The sequence below is a fragment of the Ureibacillus sp. FSL W8-0352 genome (genome assembly GCF_038004345.1).
GTDB lineage: Bacteria > Bacillota > Bacilli > Bacillales_A > Planococcaceae > Ureibacillus > Ureibacillus thermosphaericus.
Genome location: NZ_JBBOQT010000001.1, coordinates 1,995,144 through 2,010,075 on the forward strand (window position 1 = coordinate 1,995,144; position 14,932 = coordinate 2,010,075).

Below are 14,932 nucleotides of genomic sequence, written 5' to 3' on the forward strand. Positions count from 1 at the left end.
AAAGTTTCCACTGTTGTTGGATATCCTTTTCCTAACAATATCTTTTCGAATATGGCCTTTAAAACGAAATAGCGCTTCCCTTTATTCTTCAAGGAAAGAGCCATTTTCATCAACTTTTATTATTGGTTCATCTTGATTTGGTTGGCGGACTAAACACACAGTACCAGCGATTAATAATAAAATACCTTGAATCGAAATAAATCCGGAAATCACACCAGAAATAATAAAGAGAATTCCAGCCAGTTTGCTGTTACTCTTTAATTTAACGAGGGCAATAATCGTAAGAACAATTGCAATAATTGTTAGTATCCCAATAAACCAACTGAATCCACTAAACCATGCCAAGAAATCATTTGCAAACTGAAGATAGATCCGCTTCAGTAAAACCGGTTGAATATAACGCATCTTCTAATTCTCTTTCAAACATTGGATCATCTGCAATCCCATTTAAAAAAATAACATAAAAAAAATCGGAACTGCCGATAAAATGTTAATTATCAGCCCGATAATCCCTAATAATTTTTCTACAGTTCTATTCATATTTATTCCTCCATTAATATACTGATTGAAAAGGTATGGTGCAGTTGATTGAATTGTAGTCAAGTTTTGTCATTTCTTTATTAATATGACGTATTCAGTATAGGTAACAATTATGAAGAGAAAGGAAGAGAGGATCTGAAGATTTTCTTAGGAATTTTTTAAGGCAAGATAAGGAATCTCATTTTGCCTTATTTTTTTACTTTAAAATCATCTGAAATACACACTCAACGTGATGCATTTCTTTTTCAAAAATCATTTCCATCATTAGTGGGAGAAAGATGTAAAAATTTAAACCAGTACTTTCTTAAACATCACCTCTTATTTATATCTATTTATTGATAATGTTACATTATTTAGGATTAAATGTAAAAAATTTGATTATCTTCTATAATTAGTTTTTTATTTACGGAATTATTATAATAATCGGTTTTGTAATTCCAGACTGTGACAGATTGCTTCTTTTGGGAAACCTTTATTTTCCGACGGAGCATTGTATGCCAATGACATGATGACAGAACAAGAACACGGCTGGTACATAACTGGCTTCAAGAATCGAGTAGGAGGGAGCGATTAACTCCCGTCCTCTCACACCACCGTACGTACGGTTCCGTATACGGCGGTTCAATTAAGATGATTGACGCAAGTCTTTATAACTTCCGTGAATAGCTGTTCTCTTTATGCCAGTGGTCACTCCACCCTCCAAGAGGTCTCCCACGGGATTCACCGCTTCCTTCCTCAAGTGAGGTACTACGTTTTCTGTGTTCATCATGACTCACTGAATGCCAAGGGCTATTCTCTCTTAATTGTTCGGTCCTTCTTAGTAGTTCTAAACCAACTAATACTATGACCTCTGCTGACTTCTGACGGTTCAGCTACTTATCACTAAGTAGGTTATGAAGTGTACTTCACGTATCCATCAGACCTCCCTGGGTAAGAATGTAATCTTTCCTTCCATCTATCTGCTTCATTTACTCTGTATCACCTTCGGCAGAAAGGACTTTGTTTTGTTTAGCAAACTCATCCAATGATACCTAGCCTTATATGAAGTTCGTGTTCCTCAGACCGGAAGTTTGCCGCTCGCTTCCTTCAGATTCCGCGTCACCACGGACACCCTTGCGTTAAGCTAACTGTTACTTCTGCCTTCACAGTTCGGGACTTACACCCTATAGATTACACCCATGCCAGGCGCACACACAACAAGCGATGGCAATCCTTTTTTACCATCGCTCATTGTTCCTTATGAGATTAGACGTAAATGCTTTCGTCCATTCCCAACTCTTGCAGAATCCTTCGCTGCTCGTAGGTGAGCGGTTTACCTAACGCGCGTTGGATTTGCCCATCCGGCAGCTCCAACAGGACGACTTTCACATACCAGAACAACTGAAAAATCGCCTGCCCGGTCGGACGGGTCAGCTTGCGGCCTCCTGCGCCCTTTAACGGGCGCTCCGGCGTAATAAACTGACGCACCCGGCGCTGGAAGACGCGGTAAATGGCCAATGCGAGGAGAAACAAATAGCCCAACACCGCCACTCGTTCCGGTTTTTTCACGTAAATCTCGTCCGTAAAGAACGGATCTTTCAGGAAGGAGAAGTTCATTTCCACCGAGATCTGCCCTTTATACAGCTTCAAGATTTCTTTCTCGTCCATTCGTCGGTCCTTCCATTCCTCCGGCACCGTCGTGACGAGAACAAACCGGGAGGCTTTCCGTCTCGCCTGTTCCCACGCGTCTTGGTCGAATTCCAGATCTTTAATGGCGGACAAATAGAGCTTTTGCCCATTAAAAATTAAATAAGTAATATCTGTAACCCACTTCTCGTTTGGCTTTGACGCGTGGAAATCTCGGTTTAGATGGTTGTCCGAAATCACATAAGGCTCTTTCTTTCCGTAATAAGGCCGTTTCTTCCGAATCACCGCCTGCATTCCCATCTCCCTCATCAGCCTTTGTACTCGTTTATGGTTGATATCCAGTTGGTATTTCCGTTTCAGCCAAACTTGAACTCTCCGATACCCATAGATTCCTTTCACTTCTTCATGGCACTCTTTGATTTTTTCCTTTAGCTGCTCGTCTTCCAAGTGCTTCTGAGAAGGGTGTTCCTGTCGTTTTACCCATTTGTAATATCCGCTTCGAGACACGCCTGCAATCTCACATAATTGTTGAATAGAACCATAACACCCGGCCATTTCTTGAATGATCGCGAACTTCTTGTGGGCTGGTACTGCTTCCATTCCCCCTTTCACCTCTTTAAGAGCTTTTTTAGCATCTCTACTTCCGCCTCAAGATGCTTGATTTTCGTTTCAGGATCTTCCAGACGAGTTCTCGGTCTTCCTTTATTTGGTCCTTTCGCTTTACCACATTTCTCCTCCAGACCTTGTATTCCTTCCTTTTCATAGCGTTTCACCCATCGATGTACCATGGAATGACTAATCCCCAATTCTTTCACCACCGTTTTGTATCCCATGCCCTCTTTCAAATATAAATCCACAGCTTTCTTTTTAAACTTTGCATCATATGTTTTTCGTATTTTCCCCATAGAAAAATCCCCTCCATAGTAGACAGATTAATTGGCTTTCTTTTTTCTGTCTATTATAAGGGGATCATATCAAAAAAGCTTAGCCTTCTTGCAACATCATATCATTTCATGAAACATAGATAGGTTTGTGCCTTATTATTCCATTGTTATTTCCTGAATTTTTCTGGATATAGCCCTTCAGCTAGTGTCTTTAATGCAATTGGAGCACGAATTCCTTCTGCTGCTGCTGAAAGAGGAAGAATAATAAATCGCTTGTTTTTAATAGCAGTAACATCAGCAAGTTCCTTTTTAGAAAGCAATAAATCTTGTTTCTGTTTGACTGTTGTATCTCCATAGTCAATGATGACAATTACATCTGGATTACGGTTTACAACTTCTTCCCAGCTGACGTCGGCCCATCCTTTTTGAATATCATCAAAGATATTTTTAGCGCCTGCTATTTTGATTAAATGAGTTAAATAGTTGTTAGCTGCTGTGAACGGTTTATCAACTCCACTATCATACACAAACACCTTCAGCGGTTTTTCAACTGTTCCAATTTGCTTTGTTATTTCTTCTATGTCTTTTTTCATTTGATTTATCACTTCATTTGCTTTTGCTTCCACTTGAAAAATACGTCCGATATTTTCGATATCTTTGTACACATCTTCTAATGTTGGTGCTACCTTATTTGAAGATTCTTGAATATACGTTTTAATGCCTAACTCTTCGAGCTCTTCAACTGTTCCTAACGTTTTCTCTGTAAAAGCACTTTTCCAACCTGCATACGCAAAATCTGGTTCTTTTGCTAAAAAGACTTCCTTTGATGGGTACTGCTTTGAGAGCACAGGAATTTTTTCATAAGCATCCTTGAACTTTGGTAAAATTTGATCATCCAAGTAAGCTGTTCCAACCATCGAATCTTGCAATCCTAATGCAAGCATAATTTCTGTTGCATGTTGATTTAATGTGATCGCTCGTTTTGGAGGTTCTGTAAACTTAACAGTACGCCCCATGTTATTGATCACTACTTCACTGTATTCACTGTTGTCTTTTTGTTGCTTTTCTTCTTTGGCAACAGATTCATTTGAGCTGTTACAAGCTGCCAACATCATCATTACAAGTAAACAAATACTTAGCCAAAACATGTGGTTGTTTTTCTTTTTCTCCATAATTTTCCTCCTCTTTCCAAATTTATATATGTTTCATTGCCATGTTTAAACGTGTGTTAAAAAAGTGATATAAGGTTTTTTAGTTAAAGGATGAATAATGATTTCTGTTTCTACTCCAAATACCTCTCTGATTCGATCTTTTGTTAGCACGCTTTCTGGTGTGCCAGACATAACAACTTGTCCATTTTGTATTACATATAAATAATCACAATAATTGGATGCAAGGTTTAAATCATGCAATGCCGCTAAAACAGTGACATTAAGTTTTTTTACAAGGTCCATTAATTGAAGTTGATGACGGATGTCAAGGTGGTTTGTCGGTTCATCTAAAATGATAAGTTTCGCCTGCTGAGCAAGCGCCCTTGCGATCAAAACTCGTTGTTTCTCACCCCCTGATAAACTCATAAAACTTCGCTCCTCATATCCTTGCATTCCAACACGCTCCAAAGCTTCGTTGACAATGCGAAGGTCCTCATCTGTATCCGATTGAAATAACCGCTTATGTGGATTACGCCCCATTAAAACGATTTCTTGAACAGAAAAATCAAATGTTAAGGATGTTTCTTGACTAACCACCGCTATTTCTTGAGCTGCTTTTTTAGGTGACAGTTCATATAAATGTTGACCATCTAATCGAACGGCACCAGCATTTGGTTTCAAAATACGTGAGGCGATTTTTAAAAGTGTTGATTTTCCACTGCCATTTGGACCAATTATGCCAACAAACTGTCCATCCTTTATATGAATGGAAATATCCTGAATAATTGATGTTTCCATAATGGTACAGGATACATGTTCAATGGCTAGTTTCATTTACTGTCACCTCCAAATGAATACGTACTGCGACGTAAAAGCCAAATGAAAAAAGGGCCACCAAAAAACGCTGTCACTACACCAATAGGAAGCTCTTGAGGGGCAAGTACCAAGCGGGCAAATACATCAGACCAAATAACGACAATCATTCCAATTAATATACTCGTAGGAAGCACTCGTTTATGGTCAGATCCGACTAGCAAACGTGAAAGATGTGGAACAACTAAACCAATAAAACCAATTGAACCACTGACTGCTACAACTGTTCCTGTGATAAGCGATGTGATTATGATGAGTCCTTTACGAAGCGTATCGATATTGACTCCAAGTGTTGCTGCAACGTCTTCTCCCATTAATAAAATATTTAAAGAGCGATATTGAAATAATAGATATACTAAGCCAACTATCACCACAACACTTGGAATAGTTAAGTACTCCCATTTAGCTCCAGCTAAACTACCCATAATCCAAAACGTTGCTTCACGAATGCCCGATTCTTTTGGTGCGAGCGTCACAATAAAATTTGTTAAAGCTGACATGATGAAAGAAACAGCAACCCCAGCTAACAGAAGGCGTGTTGTCTGAATTCTTCCTCCAACTTGAGCTAACAAATAAACAGCCACCAACGCTAACATTGCACCGAAAAAAGCTCCAAGCGACAAGGCATACTGACCGAAAAATGGTAGTGCGCCAAATAGAATTACAAGTGTTGCTGCAACAGATGAACCAGAAGAAATGCCAAGTATGTACGGATCAGCGAGTGAATTACGTACTAATGCTTGAATGACTACTCCTACAACGGAAAGTCCAGCTCCTACAACAGCTCCAAGTAAGACACGAGGTAATCGAATATCCCAAATAATTCGTTCTTGTGCTTTGCTCCAATTTACTTCAATGTGATCACCCAAAAAAGAAAGATGTGATAGAGCAATTTTCCATACTGTGAAGGGAGACATTTTGACCGGACCAAGTATAACAGCAAATGTAATGGACAATAAAAACGCACAAAAAAGAAACAAAAAAATCAAACGAAACCTTCGTTTATGGTGGTAATCTGAAAATGGAACTTGTGGAACAATTTTTTCTTTTTTCTTTAAATGATCCTGAAGCAAACGAAGCAAACCTCCCTATCTGTAATCCTCTTAAACATAGAGTACCTTCATACACATAAAAAATCCTCATTCCTATGGATAAGAACAACGAGATCGTACAATACAAAATAAGATAAGAATCATCTTTTCATCTCTCGTACACCCCTCCTTCCCAAATATTATAAACTCAACTTTCGCACACAGATATTGTCAGACATCCCTTGATGTAATTGGGTAAAGACGCAATCCATTCTTGTACTTTACTTTTAAATAATTCCATGTTCAAACAAACATTAGCTTCTGCTAATGTTTGGAAGATCGCTAATAATTGATTCAATGCACTCTCTAGATTCATATCTTTTACATCTTCACATAATAGAAAAAAGAGATTTCCAATCGTTTTAGGATCGTTGTTTTGTCTACGCTCCCACTCTAAGAGTATAAAGCGAGTAAACACAATCGTTGTATGACTAATCAACAGATCATACGAACGACCTTGAAATTCTTTTGCTAGGTTAAGCAATGATTTGGTACACTTGAAAAATGTTTCGATGTCCCAGCGCATCCCGTAAATACGCACAATTTCTTCATCTGAAAGTGTGGTATCTGTACTCAAAATGGCTAACCATTCACTCTTTTTATTGCGGTTACGCACGAATACAATCTTGACTTGTCGTCCTTTTGCAAGATGAACATGGATCGAACCGAGTAGGTCTTTCTTTTCCATGGTACGCTTTGCTTTTTTAAAGAGTTCATCCAGAGTATGGGCTTCACCATCTATGAAATAACGTTGTTTTAGCTGCTTGACCATACCAATGACAAATAAACCTTTATCCGTGATTTTTTCAATCAAAGGCTCATGCGTAAACCAAGTATCCATTAACACATAATCAGCTGTAATTCCTGCATTTAAGGCATGATCCAATAAAGCAGAGACAACGCTTGGCTTATCTTGTTGTGCTTCAAGACGACGCTTGTAGCCGGAAGTGCGTTTATCAATGGATTCATCGACCCCGTTAAGTTGATTTTCCTTTTTCGCTGAACTCAATAAAGCAAAGTCTACAGGTAGAAAAGAATATCCATCAGACCAACCAAGAGTAAGCAACTGAAACCCCTTATAGAATCGTTTCTCTGTATGATCAAATACTCGTGAAAGAAGTTCAACAGACTTGCTTCGGTTGCGTGAAAAGAGTGAATCATCAACAATAAACACCTTCACTCTGTTGTTTGATGTAAGCTTTTTTATACGTCCAGTAAGATCTTGACATAAGGAAAGTAAAAAAGTTCGCCAAGCATAAGTAGATGAATTTAGAAAACGGTAGATCGTATCTTTTTTAGGTAAGTCCACGGCTTTCTTACTTTGAAGTGCTTGAAACCAATTTTTATCGGAAAATAGATAAGCATGAATAACCAAATCCCTTAGTAATTCTCGCTTTTCTCAAATGTTTGCCTATATTTAATTCAGAAAATCTTCGTTCAAGTTCTTTTGGTAGTTGTGCAAAAGTATCTTTTTTCGTTATCATAATGGTGACACCTTCTTTGGTATTTGGTTTGTTCACCATAATTTTACCAAAAGATAGGTGTCTTTTTCTTTTAAAAAAATAAAATCAATAAAAAACAAGAGAAATAATGAAAGACGATATAAAACAGTCATATCAAGAGTTGCAATAAGATATTACTCTGCGAAAGTTGAGTTATAAATATTTCCCAGCAACATACTCTTACGAAAAGGGGCAAAGCCCCTTTACTTATGACTTTTAAAACCGTTTTCTTTTAGACTCACGCTATACATGTAACAATCACATGGTAAAGTCATTTAATACCGATGATTCTTTCTGTTTCTGCAAGTCTTTTCTTGTTATAAATGAAAAAACTTAAACACTATATCACTTTTTCACTAATACGGAGGTTTGTGCGCTCAACCATTCTCATCCATTGTTTCATTTCTTCCACATTTCGCGGGATGCGCGTATCGTGTGGAAACAATGTTTTCCATACAGAAGCAAGCAGCGGAACACCAAGACGCCATTTTTGCAATTGATGCTGCCTTGCAAATACGTCTTGCGGTGATCCTTGCATGACAATTTGTCCGTCATGCATGACAAACACGATATCTGCCCACTCTAAGACAAAATCAAAATCATGAGTAGCGATCAAAACTGTCGTGCCAGCTCGATGAATATCGTTAATCTTCTCGACAAACCTCTCGATTTGCAGGCGATCTAAATATGCCGTCGGCTCATCGAGCACTAATAATTTCGGATTCATCACCATTATGGCGGCAAGCGTCAGCCATTTTTTTTGACCGAGACTTAAATGATGAATGGGCTTGTCCAACCATGAACGTAATCCAAACTCGTCCAGCGCTTTTTCAATGAGCTCGTCCATCTCATGTTTTTTCATTCCTAAATGGTGCAGGCCAAACGCCAGCTCATCACGTACCAACGGCGCAACAAGCTGGTGTTCCGGATTTTGAAAAACGATGCCGACCTCTTTCCGCCATTTTTGCAATGTTTGACGCCGATAATCCATCTTCTCTCCATTCCAATAGATGTCTCCGGAGTCGGGCCGCAACAGCCCGTTCGCATGTAAAAATAACGTTGTCTTGCCGCATCCGTTATGACCGATAAGTGCGCATTTTTTTCCAGTGGGAACATGAAGACTTAATCCTTTTAACACGCATGGTCCGTTCGGATACGTATAATATACTTCGTCCATTTTCAGCATTGCCTGCTGCCCTCCTATCATCCAAGCCGTAGAAGCAAACATATGCCGATGGCTGCTTCCCACAGATAACATTTATTTTTTTCGTTATATGTTTCCACATGAACATAGGTCATTTCATCGGAAACTCCGCGTGCCCATAAAGCAAGGCGCAACACTTCATAGGAATGCCATATTTTTTAAAAAAGCTGGAACACCAACATCCCACCATGCCGCCAATGGTTTCCTCCATTTCTTGCTTTCATTGCTACGTATAGCTCTTCTGCTGCTTTCTCGAAAACAAATACAAACCTATACATAAAAAACAACAACTCAATGATAATGGATGGTACTTTCATTCGTTTGAGCACATACAATATCTCTGGAAACGGGGTAGTCACCAAGAGAAAAAATAAGCAAGACCATGCCGCGACCGAACGAGAGAGCAAAGACATTGCGATGAAAATTTGCGAACGGTCAATGGAAACATGAAAAGATTTGTCTATCGAAACAAGCAAAGCTGGAAAACTCATCATCAGAAACAATGCCACGACTCTGAGGGCTTTGGCGTACACCTTCCACGAAACACGCGCATAACCGATAATCCAAATGGCAAGCCAAATCGTCATCATTACTTGCGTTTTCCAGTTTCCTGTGATGGCCATCATTAATAACAGAAGCGCAAATATCACTTTTTGTTCGGGGCGTATTGTCCGCAGGCGGTTATCGTAAGCGATGGTGTCAAACTGCCGGATCATTTTGCTTCCTCTTTTCGGTTCGCCCGGCCTTTATAGACGCCGATAATATAGCCAATAATTCCGGCACCGATTGCCGCCTGCACAGAAAACAGAAACGTTTCCACCTCTCCGCCTGGCGGCTCAAATATGGTTTCCATCCAAGGTTGATAATGAGGAGCGAGCTTCTGAATCATTTTTTCCGCCTGGCCATCCGTGCCGCCAAAATCAGAGTGATGAATGAACAATAACGGCGCTACTACCAGTAAAACAGCAATAGCAAGAAGAAAAAGACTTCGCTTCATATTACACTCCCCTCTCTAACTGATTTAGTTCGCCGCTACTGTAAGTGGTTAAGAAATTCCAAACGACGACCGTAAGCAGCCCTTCTGTAATCGCCAGTGGTATTTGCGTGATAGCAAAAATGCCGGCAAATTTGGCAAACGAAGCGAAAACCCCACCTGTCGCATCCGGGAACGCCAGCGCTAATTGCAATGAGGTGACAACATATGTGGCCAAATCAGAGAAAAATGCAGCGAAAAAAATCGTCCAGCGTCGCGATATATTCTATTTTTTTCTAAAACGATAAATGCCGTAAGCCACAAGCGGGCCGACGTGCCATGGACATGGCATTTGCCCCTAATGTCGTCAATCCGCCATGTGCCAGCAATAACGCTTGAAACAGCAATAAAATGCTTCCCATCACTACCATCGTCCATGGGCCAAACAGCACCGCACCGAGTCCTACCCCCGTTGGATGTGAGCTGCTCCCAGTAACGGATGGAATTTTTAAGGCGGACAGCACAAACGTAAATGCCCCGGACAGCGCAATGAGCAGCTTTAGTTCCGGATGCTCGCGTGTAATCCGAATTAGTGAACGCATACCGATGATCAAAAATGGCAAAAAAACAAGCCACCAAAAAATCGCCCATCCAACAGGCAAAAATCCTTCCATAATATGCATCGCAAATGCCGATGTGCTGCCGGTAAACGTAAAATAGACGACTAAACCGCAAAGGAAAAGGGCGACTTTCCATTTTTTCATGCTTTCGTTCCTCCCGTTGCTTTACATAATTTCGAGATTCCTAGAGGGGCGTTTGATTGTTTTGACATCATCAATCCTTGCTTCTCTTCATAACGGTACGTTATCGTTTCTTCCAACCATTCCCCATCTCGCAAATGCCTTCGCACAAGCTCCCTTGCTTTTTCCGGCGTCACACCGTTGTACCATACGCCTTCAGGGTAAACGATGACTACACACGCGTCTTGGCAACGGCCATTGCAGCGAGTCCGCGTCGTATGTACAATGCCATCTAACTCCAGCATCGCGATTTCTTCGCGGATGGCAAGCGTTACTTCTTCTCCCCCTTTACGCATGCAGCTGCCTCCATTGCAAATCAGCACATGATGTTTCATTCCGATTAAGTTCCATGTTGTCATGTTGAGTCTCTCCTTTTTTGCAAAATAAAAAGCACCTCTATACGCAGAGGTGCAGAAAAATGCATACAAATATAGAAAAAAAAGTATACCATTCTCCCGCACGTCTACCTATAATCCCGTAGGTATCCGTCCGAACAAATAAGGCAGGTCTCCTGACTTAGGATCATCGCTTTATTGCGCCTTCCCGAAGTTTCCTTCAGTGACATGATGCAACAAAGCTCCCCATCACAGTGGCGGGTACCGTGACGGATTTTCACCGTACTTCCCTTTTAAGCCTATTCTCTAATGAGAAAGGCACCTTATTTGTTTGGCATATAATGTCGATTTTTCAAAGAACATTTCTGTTATTCATAGTAGTACAAATTTTCAAACATCGTCAACCACTTTTTTTCAATAAGTCCGTTTTCGCCAATACAATCCCGTCTTGATCAGCGTACACATAGGCGCCTGGCTCCCAACGAACGTCGCCAAATTCGAGCGCAATGTCCCGTTTTCCCTTTCCTTCTTTTTTGCTTTTCACCGGGCAAGTGCCAATCGCCATCACCCCAAGCGGCATATTGGCGATTTCTGCGGAATCGCGAATGCATCCGTGAATAATCACCCCGGCAAGCCCGCGCTCACAAGCGATCTGGGCAAGACGGTCTCCGAGCAGCGCGCAATTTCGCGAACCTTTTCCGTCTACGACCAATACGGTGCCCGCTGGAACAGTTTCGAGCGCCTCACGAACGAGCACATTATCTTCAAATACATCGACCGTCGCGATCGGTCCGGAAAATTCCGCTTTGCCGCCGTAAGATTGCATCGGCAGCTGGCATACTTGCAATTCACTTAAAAATTCATCGCATAAATCAGCTGTTTTCATCACAATCTCCTCCTTGCCATGTCTTATATTTGACATCCTTTGTCAAAACTCCTTCTGCTGGACTCCACGGTATCGTGTTAAACGAAGACCGTGGAGTTCTTTGCTTTCGGCGAAACTTCGCTCAATCGTCGATGGACGTACCGATCGCAACACTTTTCCTCTCATCGATAATCGTTGTTTCCGCATTCGTTCGTAGATATCTTGATGAACGGAAACTCGAAATACACGATCCTTTGCGCCTTTTGCGGCAGGACATCCCACACAACTTCCTTTTACTGCTGGTTTGTACTCATGATATCCAGAACGGGTGGACGTGGAATACGTGAACTTTACGCCACAGGGACACGCATACACATCGTCTGTGACTTGCTGGAACTTTACGGAACGACAATCGGGATGTTCCTTTCGATGAAAACGTCGATACGACATATACGCCAAAATCCCTTTTTTCTCTAATTCTCTTGCTAGTCGGGCGTTATAATAGCCAGCGTCTAACACGATTTCTTTAGGAGAATATCCTACTCGATGTTGAACACGCTCGATTCGCTCCATCAAAATACGATGACCAGGCACGGTGGCGGCAGTCACGTAAGCATCCAAAATAAAATTATGCAAGGTGTCAACGATTCGATGATCGTGGAACGCAAAGAGACCACGCGGATCATGTTTGACCGATAGCCCAGCATCTGGATCTGTGACGCTACAGATCATCTTTTTGGTTACCAGCTTCTCTGCTTTGGGAGCTAACGTTTTTTTCCATGCTGTTGTCGTTTTTCATTGACCAGTTGTAACACGTCCTCGTCTTCTTTCTCCACCATCGTCTGAATCACTTGGATGCGTTTCAGTCTATTGGCGTTCGCTTTTAACTCTGTTTCATCCGTTGCCCATGTCTCTGGAGACAAGAACCCATCTTCTTGAATCCGTTGAAGGACATGATCCAATAACGCTTCCCATACACCGGGATCGACCCGATGGCGAAGAAACTTGGAAACGCTGGAGTGGCAAGGGACTTTATCGGTGGGGGAAATACCTAAAAACCAGCGATATGTGGCGTGTTGCTGGATTTGTTTACAGGTAAACCGAACGGATCGAAACCCTTCCAGATACTGAATCATGAGGATTTTTACAAAAATCAATGGATCAATCGTAGGGCGACCAATGGTACTTGGATAAAATGGTTCAAGTAACTGATATACATGATTCCAATCCATCAATTTGTCGATTTGAACCAAGATATGGTTAGGATCATACATGGATTCATAAGCTTGACGATTTTGTTGAATCTCTAAGTTCGATTGGTAGTAGTACATAAGTGGTTTCTCCTAATCAGTTGTTTTCTCAACATATATCATCGAGTAGGAGGGAGCGATTAACTCCCGTCCTCTCACACCACCGTACGTACGGTTCCGTATACGGCGGTTCAATTAAGATAATTGACGCAAGTTTTCATAACGAGCTTCAAGACTTTTCAGCCCTTGGTTTCTCCAATAGGAGTTACCAAGGGTTCTGTGTAATATTGGACTTTTTGAAATACGCCAATAACTCTTCCGAGTATTTCCCCATTCATACGCTTGCCATTGTGGTACGCCAAGTTGAATAAGGTTGCGTATCTTTGTTTTCGGTTTCTTCCAGTTCTTCCATAGACACATTCGAAGTCTTCTACGAATCCATTTATCTAATTCAGGGAATATAGATTTGGTGTCTGCTAACGCAAAATATCCACACCATCCCATTAGATATTGATTCAGTTTCTGAATGCGGTATTCCATCGGGTAGGGCATCTTGCGTGATGTGATTTCACGAACTTTATTCTTCATTCGTTTAAGGCTTTCTTTTGCGATACGAACCTTTGGCTCTTTATGATAGGTAAAGCTAAATCCTAGAAACTTACGTTTCCATGGACGGTCGACCGCTGATTTCTTTTCATTTACTTTCAGTCGTAGTTTTCCTTCAATAAATCGCTGGATACTTGCCATTGTGCGAAGTCCTGCTCGTTTACTTTTCACGTAAATGTTACAGTCATCCGCATATCGAACGAATTTGTGTCCTCTTCTTTCCAATTCTTTATCTAGTTCATCTAGTACAATGTTAGATAGTAGCGGACTTAATGGTCCTCCTTGTGGAGTTCCTTCTAATGTGCTTGACACCACACCATTAATCATGACGCCCGATTGTAAATACTTACGAATCAATTTCAGTAATGGTTTATCTTGGATTCTCTTCGCGAGTGTACCCATTAATCTGTCATGGTTGACCTTATCAAAGAATTTCTCCAAGTCCATATCTACAACCCATCGATATCCATCTCTTATATATTCTTTCGCTTTCCTCACCGCATCATGAGCACTTCGGTTTGGTCGAAATCCGTAGCTGTTTTCAGAGAATGTAGGGTCATACACTTTTGAAAGTACTTGGGCGATTGCTTGTTGAATCAAACGGTCTGTTACGGTAGGGATTCCTAGTAAACGAACACCGCCATCAGGTTTCGGGATTTCGACTCTGCGGACTGGCATCGGTTCATAAGTTCCCTTGAGAATTGCTTCTTTAATCGATAGCCAGTTTTCAACTATGTGCTGTCGTAGATTTTGTACGGGCATCATATCTACTCCGTGGCTTCCTTTATTCTGTTCTACACGTTTTAGTGCTTGAAGCATGTTCTCCCGTGACAGGATTTGATTCAAAAGCATCGTTATTCTCCTTCCGTGAATAGCTTGTCTTCTTATGCCAGTGGTCACTCCACCCTCCAAGAGGTCCCCCACGGGATTCACCGCTTCCTCCCTCAAGTGAGGTACTACGTTTTCTGTGTTCATCATGACTCACTGAATGCCAAGGGCTATTCTCTCTTAATTGTTCGGTCCTTCTCAGTTGTTCTAGACCAACTAATACTATGACCTCTGCTGACTTCTGATGGTTCAGCTACTTATCACTAAGTAGGTTATGAAGTGTACTTCACGTATCCATCAGACCTCCCTGGGTAAGAATGTAATCTTTCCTTCCATCTATCTGCTTCATTTACTCTGTATCACCTTCGGCAGAAAGGACTTTGTTTTGTTGTGCAAACTCATCC

At 41.1% G+C, this 14,932-nt stretch carries 13 protein-coding genes, 3 pseudogenes and 1 riboswitch; all 16 genes and pseudogenes read right to left on the reverse strand.

Going from position 1 to position 14,932, the window contains the following annotated elements:
• Positions 1-81: 81 nt before the first annotated feature.
• Entirely contained in the window at positions 82-405 is a 324-nt protein-coding gene (locus NST98_RS10190) for a DUF4064 domain-containing protein (protein WP_168412305.1), read from the reverse strand.
• Between the two features lie 760 nt (positions 406-1,165).
• Positions 1,166-1,309, reverse strand: coding sequence for a hypothetical protein (locus NST98_RS10195; protein ID WP_172597779.1), 144 nt, complete (start codon positions 1,307-1,309; stop codon positions 1,166-1,168).
• Positions 1,310-1,785: 476 nt separating this feature from the next.
• Positions 1,786-2,766: an IS1634 family transposase gene (locus tag NST98_RS17315; protein ID WP_445684040.1), complete on the reverse strand. Its 981-nt coding sequence runs from the start codon at positions 2,764-2,766 to the stop codon at positions 1,786-1,788.
• 8 nt (positions 2,767-2,774) lie between these two features.
• Positions 2,775-3,071, reverse strand: coding sequence for a transposase (locus NST98_RS10210; protein ID WP_340433730.1), 297 nt, complete (start codon positions 3,069-3,071; stop codon positions 2,775-2,777).
• Positions 3,072-3,217: 146 nt separating this feature from the next.
• Positions 3,218-4,222 (reverse strand): ABC transporter substrate-binding protein, encoded by a 1,005-nt coding sequence (locus NST98_RS10215; protein ID WP_339287842.1) that lies wholly within the window; start codon positions 4,220-4,222, stop codon positions 3,218-3,220.
• Positions 4,223-4,267: 45 nt separating this feature from the next.
• Positions 4,268-5,035, reverse strand: a complete 768-nt coding sequence (locus NST98_RS10220) for a heme ABC transporter ATP-binding protein (RefSeq protein ID WP_096549712.1) — start codon at positions 5,033-5,035, stop codon at positions 4,268-4,270.
• Entirely contained in the window at positions 5,032-6,114 is a 1,083-nt protein-coding gene (locus tag NST98_RS10225; protein WP_422822736.1) for a FecCD family ABC transporter permease, read from the reverse strand. Before NST98_RS10225 ends, NST98_RS10220 begins: the two co-directional genes overlap by 4 nt.
• 199 nt (positions 6,115-6,313) lie before the next feature.
• A pseudogene (locus NST98_RS10230) lies at positions 6,314-7,649 on the reverse strand (IS4 family transposase).
• Positions 7,650-8,007: 358 nt separating this feature from the next.
• Positions 8,008-8,853, reverse strand: a complete 846-nt coding sequence (locus NST98_RS10235; protein ID WP_340715055.1) for an energy-coupling factor ABC transporter ATP-binding protein — start codon at positions 8,851-8,853, stop codon at positions 8,008-8,010.
• Between the two features lie 176 nt (positions 8,854-9,029).
• Positions 9,030-9,587 carry a cobalt ECF transporter T component CbiQ gene (cbiQ, locus tag NST98_RS10240; RefSeq protein ID WP_340715056.1) on the reverse strand — a complete coding sequence of 186 codons (558 nt, stop codon included), beginning with the start codon at positions 9,585-9,587 and terminating at the stop codon, positions 9,030-9,032.
• Complete coding sequence (locus NST98_RS10245; protein ID WP_340433727.1) at positions 9,584-9,868, reverse strand: energy-coupling factor ABC transporter substrate-binding protein; 285 nt, start codon at positions 9,866-9,868, stop codon at positions 9,584-9,586. Before NST98_RS10245 ends, cbiQ begins: the two co-directional genes overlap by 4 nt.
• 1 nt (position 9,869) lies before the next feature.
• Positions 9,870-10,608: pseudogene (locus NST98_RS10250) on the reverse strand (energy-coupling factor ABC transporter permease).
• On the reverse strand, positions 10,605-11,003 hold the full coding sequence (locus tag NST98_RS10255; RefSeq protein ID WP_015863801.1) for a (2Fe-2S) ferredoxin domain-containing protein: 399 nt from the start codon (positions 11,001-11,003) through the stop codon (positions 10,605-10,607). Before NST98_RS10255 ends, NST98_RS10250 begins: the two are co-directional and overlap by 4 nt.
• 125 nt (positions 11,004-11,128) lie before the next feature.
• Positions 11,129-11,320, reverse strand: a riboswitch (cobalamin riboswitch).
• A 59-nt stretch (positions 11,321-11,379) separates the two neighbouring features.
• Positions 11,380-11,865 (reverse strand): ribonuclease E activity regulator RraA, encoded by a 486-nt coding sequence (gene rraA / locus NST98_RS10260; RefSeq protein ID WP_340715718.1) that lies wholly within the window; start codon positions 11,863-11,865, stop codon positions 11,380-11,382.
• Between the two features lie 54 nt (positions 11,866-11,919).
• Positions 11,920-13,175, reverse strand: a pseudogene (locus NST98_RS17320) (transposase); the annotation flags it as partial.
• A gap of 114 nt (positions 13,176-13,289) precedes the next feature.
• Positions 13,290-14,552: a group II intron reverse transcriptase/maturase gene (ltrA, locus tag NST98_RS10275; RefSeq protein WP_340715641.1), complete on the reverse strand. Its 1,263-nt coding sequence runs from the start codon at positions 14,550-14,552 to the stop codon at positions 13,290-13,292.
• Positions 14,553-14,932: the final 380 nt, after the last annotated feature.

Bases quoted from the DNA above. Each gene is read 5' to 3' on its own strand.
- NST98_RS10190 (WP_168412305.1), bottom strand. From the start codon at position 405: ATGCGTTATATTCAACCGGTTTTACTGAAGCGGATCTATCTTCAGTTT.
- NST98_RS10195 (WP_172597779.1), bottom strand. From the start codon at position 1,309: ATGATGAACACAGAAAACGTAGTACCTCACTTGAGGAAGGAAGCGGTG.
- NST98_RS17315 (WP_445684040.1), bottom strand. From the start codon at position 2,766: ATGGAAGCAGTACCAGCCCACAAGAAGTTCGCGATCATTCAAGAAATG.
- NST98_RS10210 (WP_340433730.1), bottom strand. From the start codon at position 3,071: ATGGGGAAAATACGAAAAACATATGATGCAAAGTTTAAAAAGAAAGCT.
- NST98_RS10215 (WP_339287842.1), bottom strand. From the start codon at position 4,222: ATGGAGAAAAAGAAAAACAACCACATGTTTTGGCTAAGTATTTGTTTA.
- NST98_RS10220 (WP_096549712.1), bottom strand. From the start codon at position 5,035: ATGAAACTAGCCATTGAACATGTATCCTGTACCATTATGGAAACATCA.
- NST98_RS10235 (WP_340715055.1), bottom strand. From the start codon at position 8,853: ATGCTGAAAATGGACGAAGTATATTATACGTATCCGAACGGACCATGC.
- cbiQ (WP_340715056.1), bottom strand. From the start codon at position 9,587: ATGATCCGGCAGTTTGACACCATCGCTTACGATAACCGCCTGCGGACA.
- NST98_RS10245 (WP_340433727.1), bottom strand. From the start codon at position 9,868: ATGAAGCGAAGTCTTTTTCTTCTTGCTATTGCTGTTTTACTGGTAGTA.
- NST98_RS10255 (WP_015863801.1), bottom strand. From the start codon at position 11,003: ATGACAACATGGAACTTAATCGGAATGAAACATCATGTGCTGATTTGC.
- rraA (WP_340715718.1), bottom strand. From the start codon at position 11,865: ATGAAAACAGCTGATTTATGCGATGAATTTTTAAGTGAATTGCAAGTA.
- ltrA (WP_340715641.1), bottom strand. From the start codon at position 14,552: ATGCTTTTGAATCAAATCCTGTCACGGGAGAACATGCTTCAAGCACTA.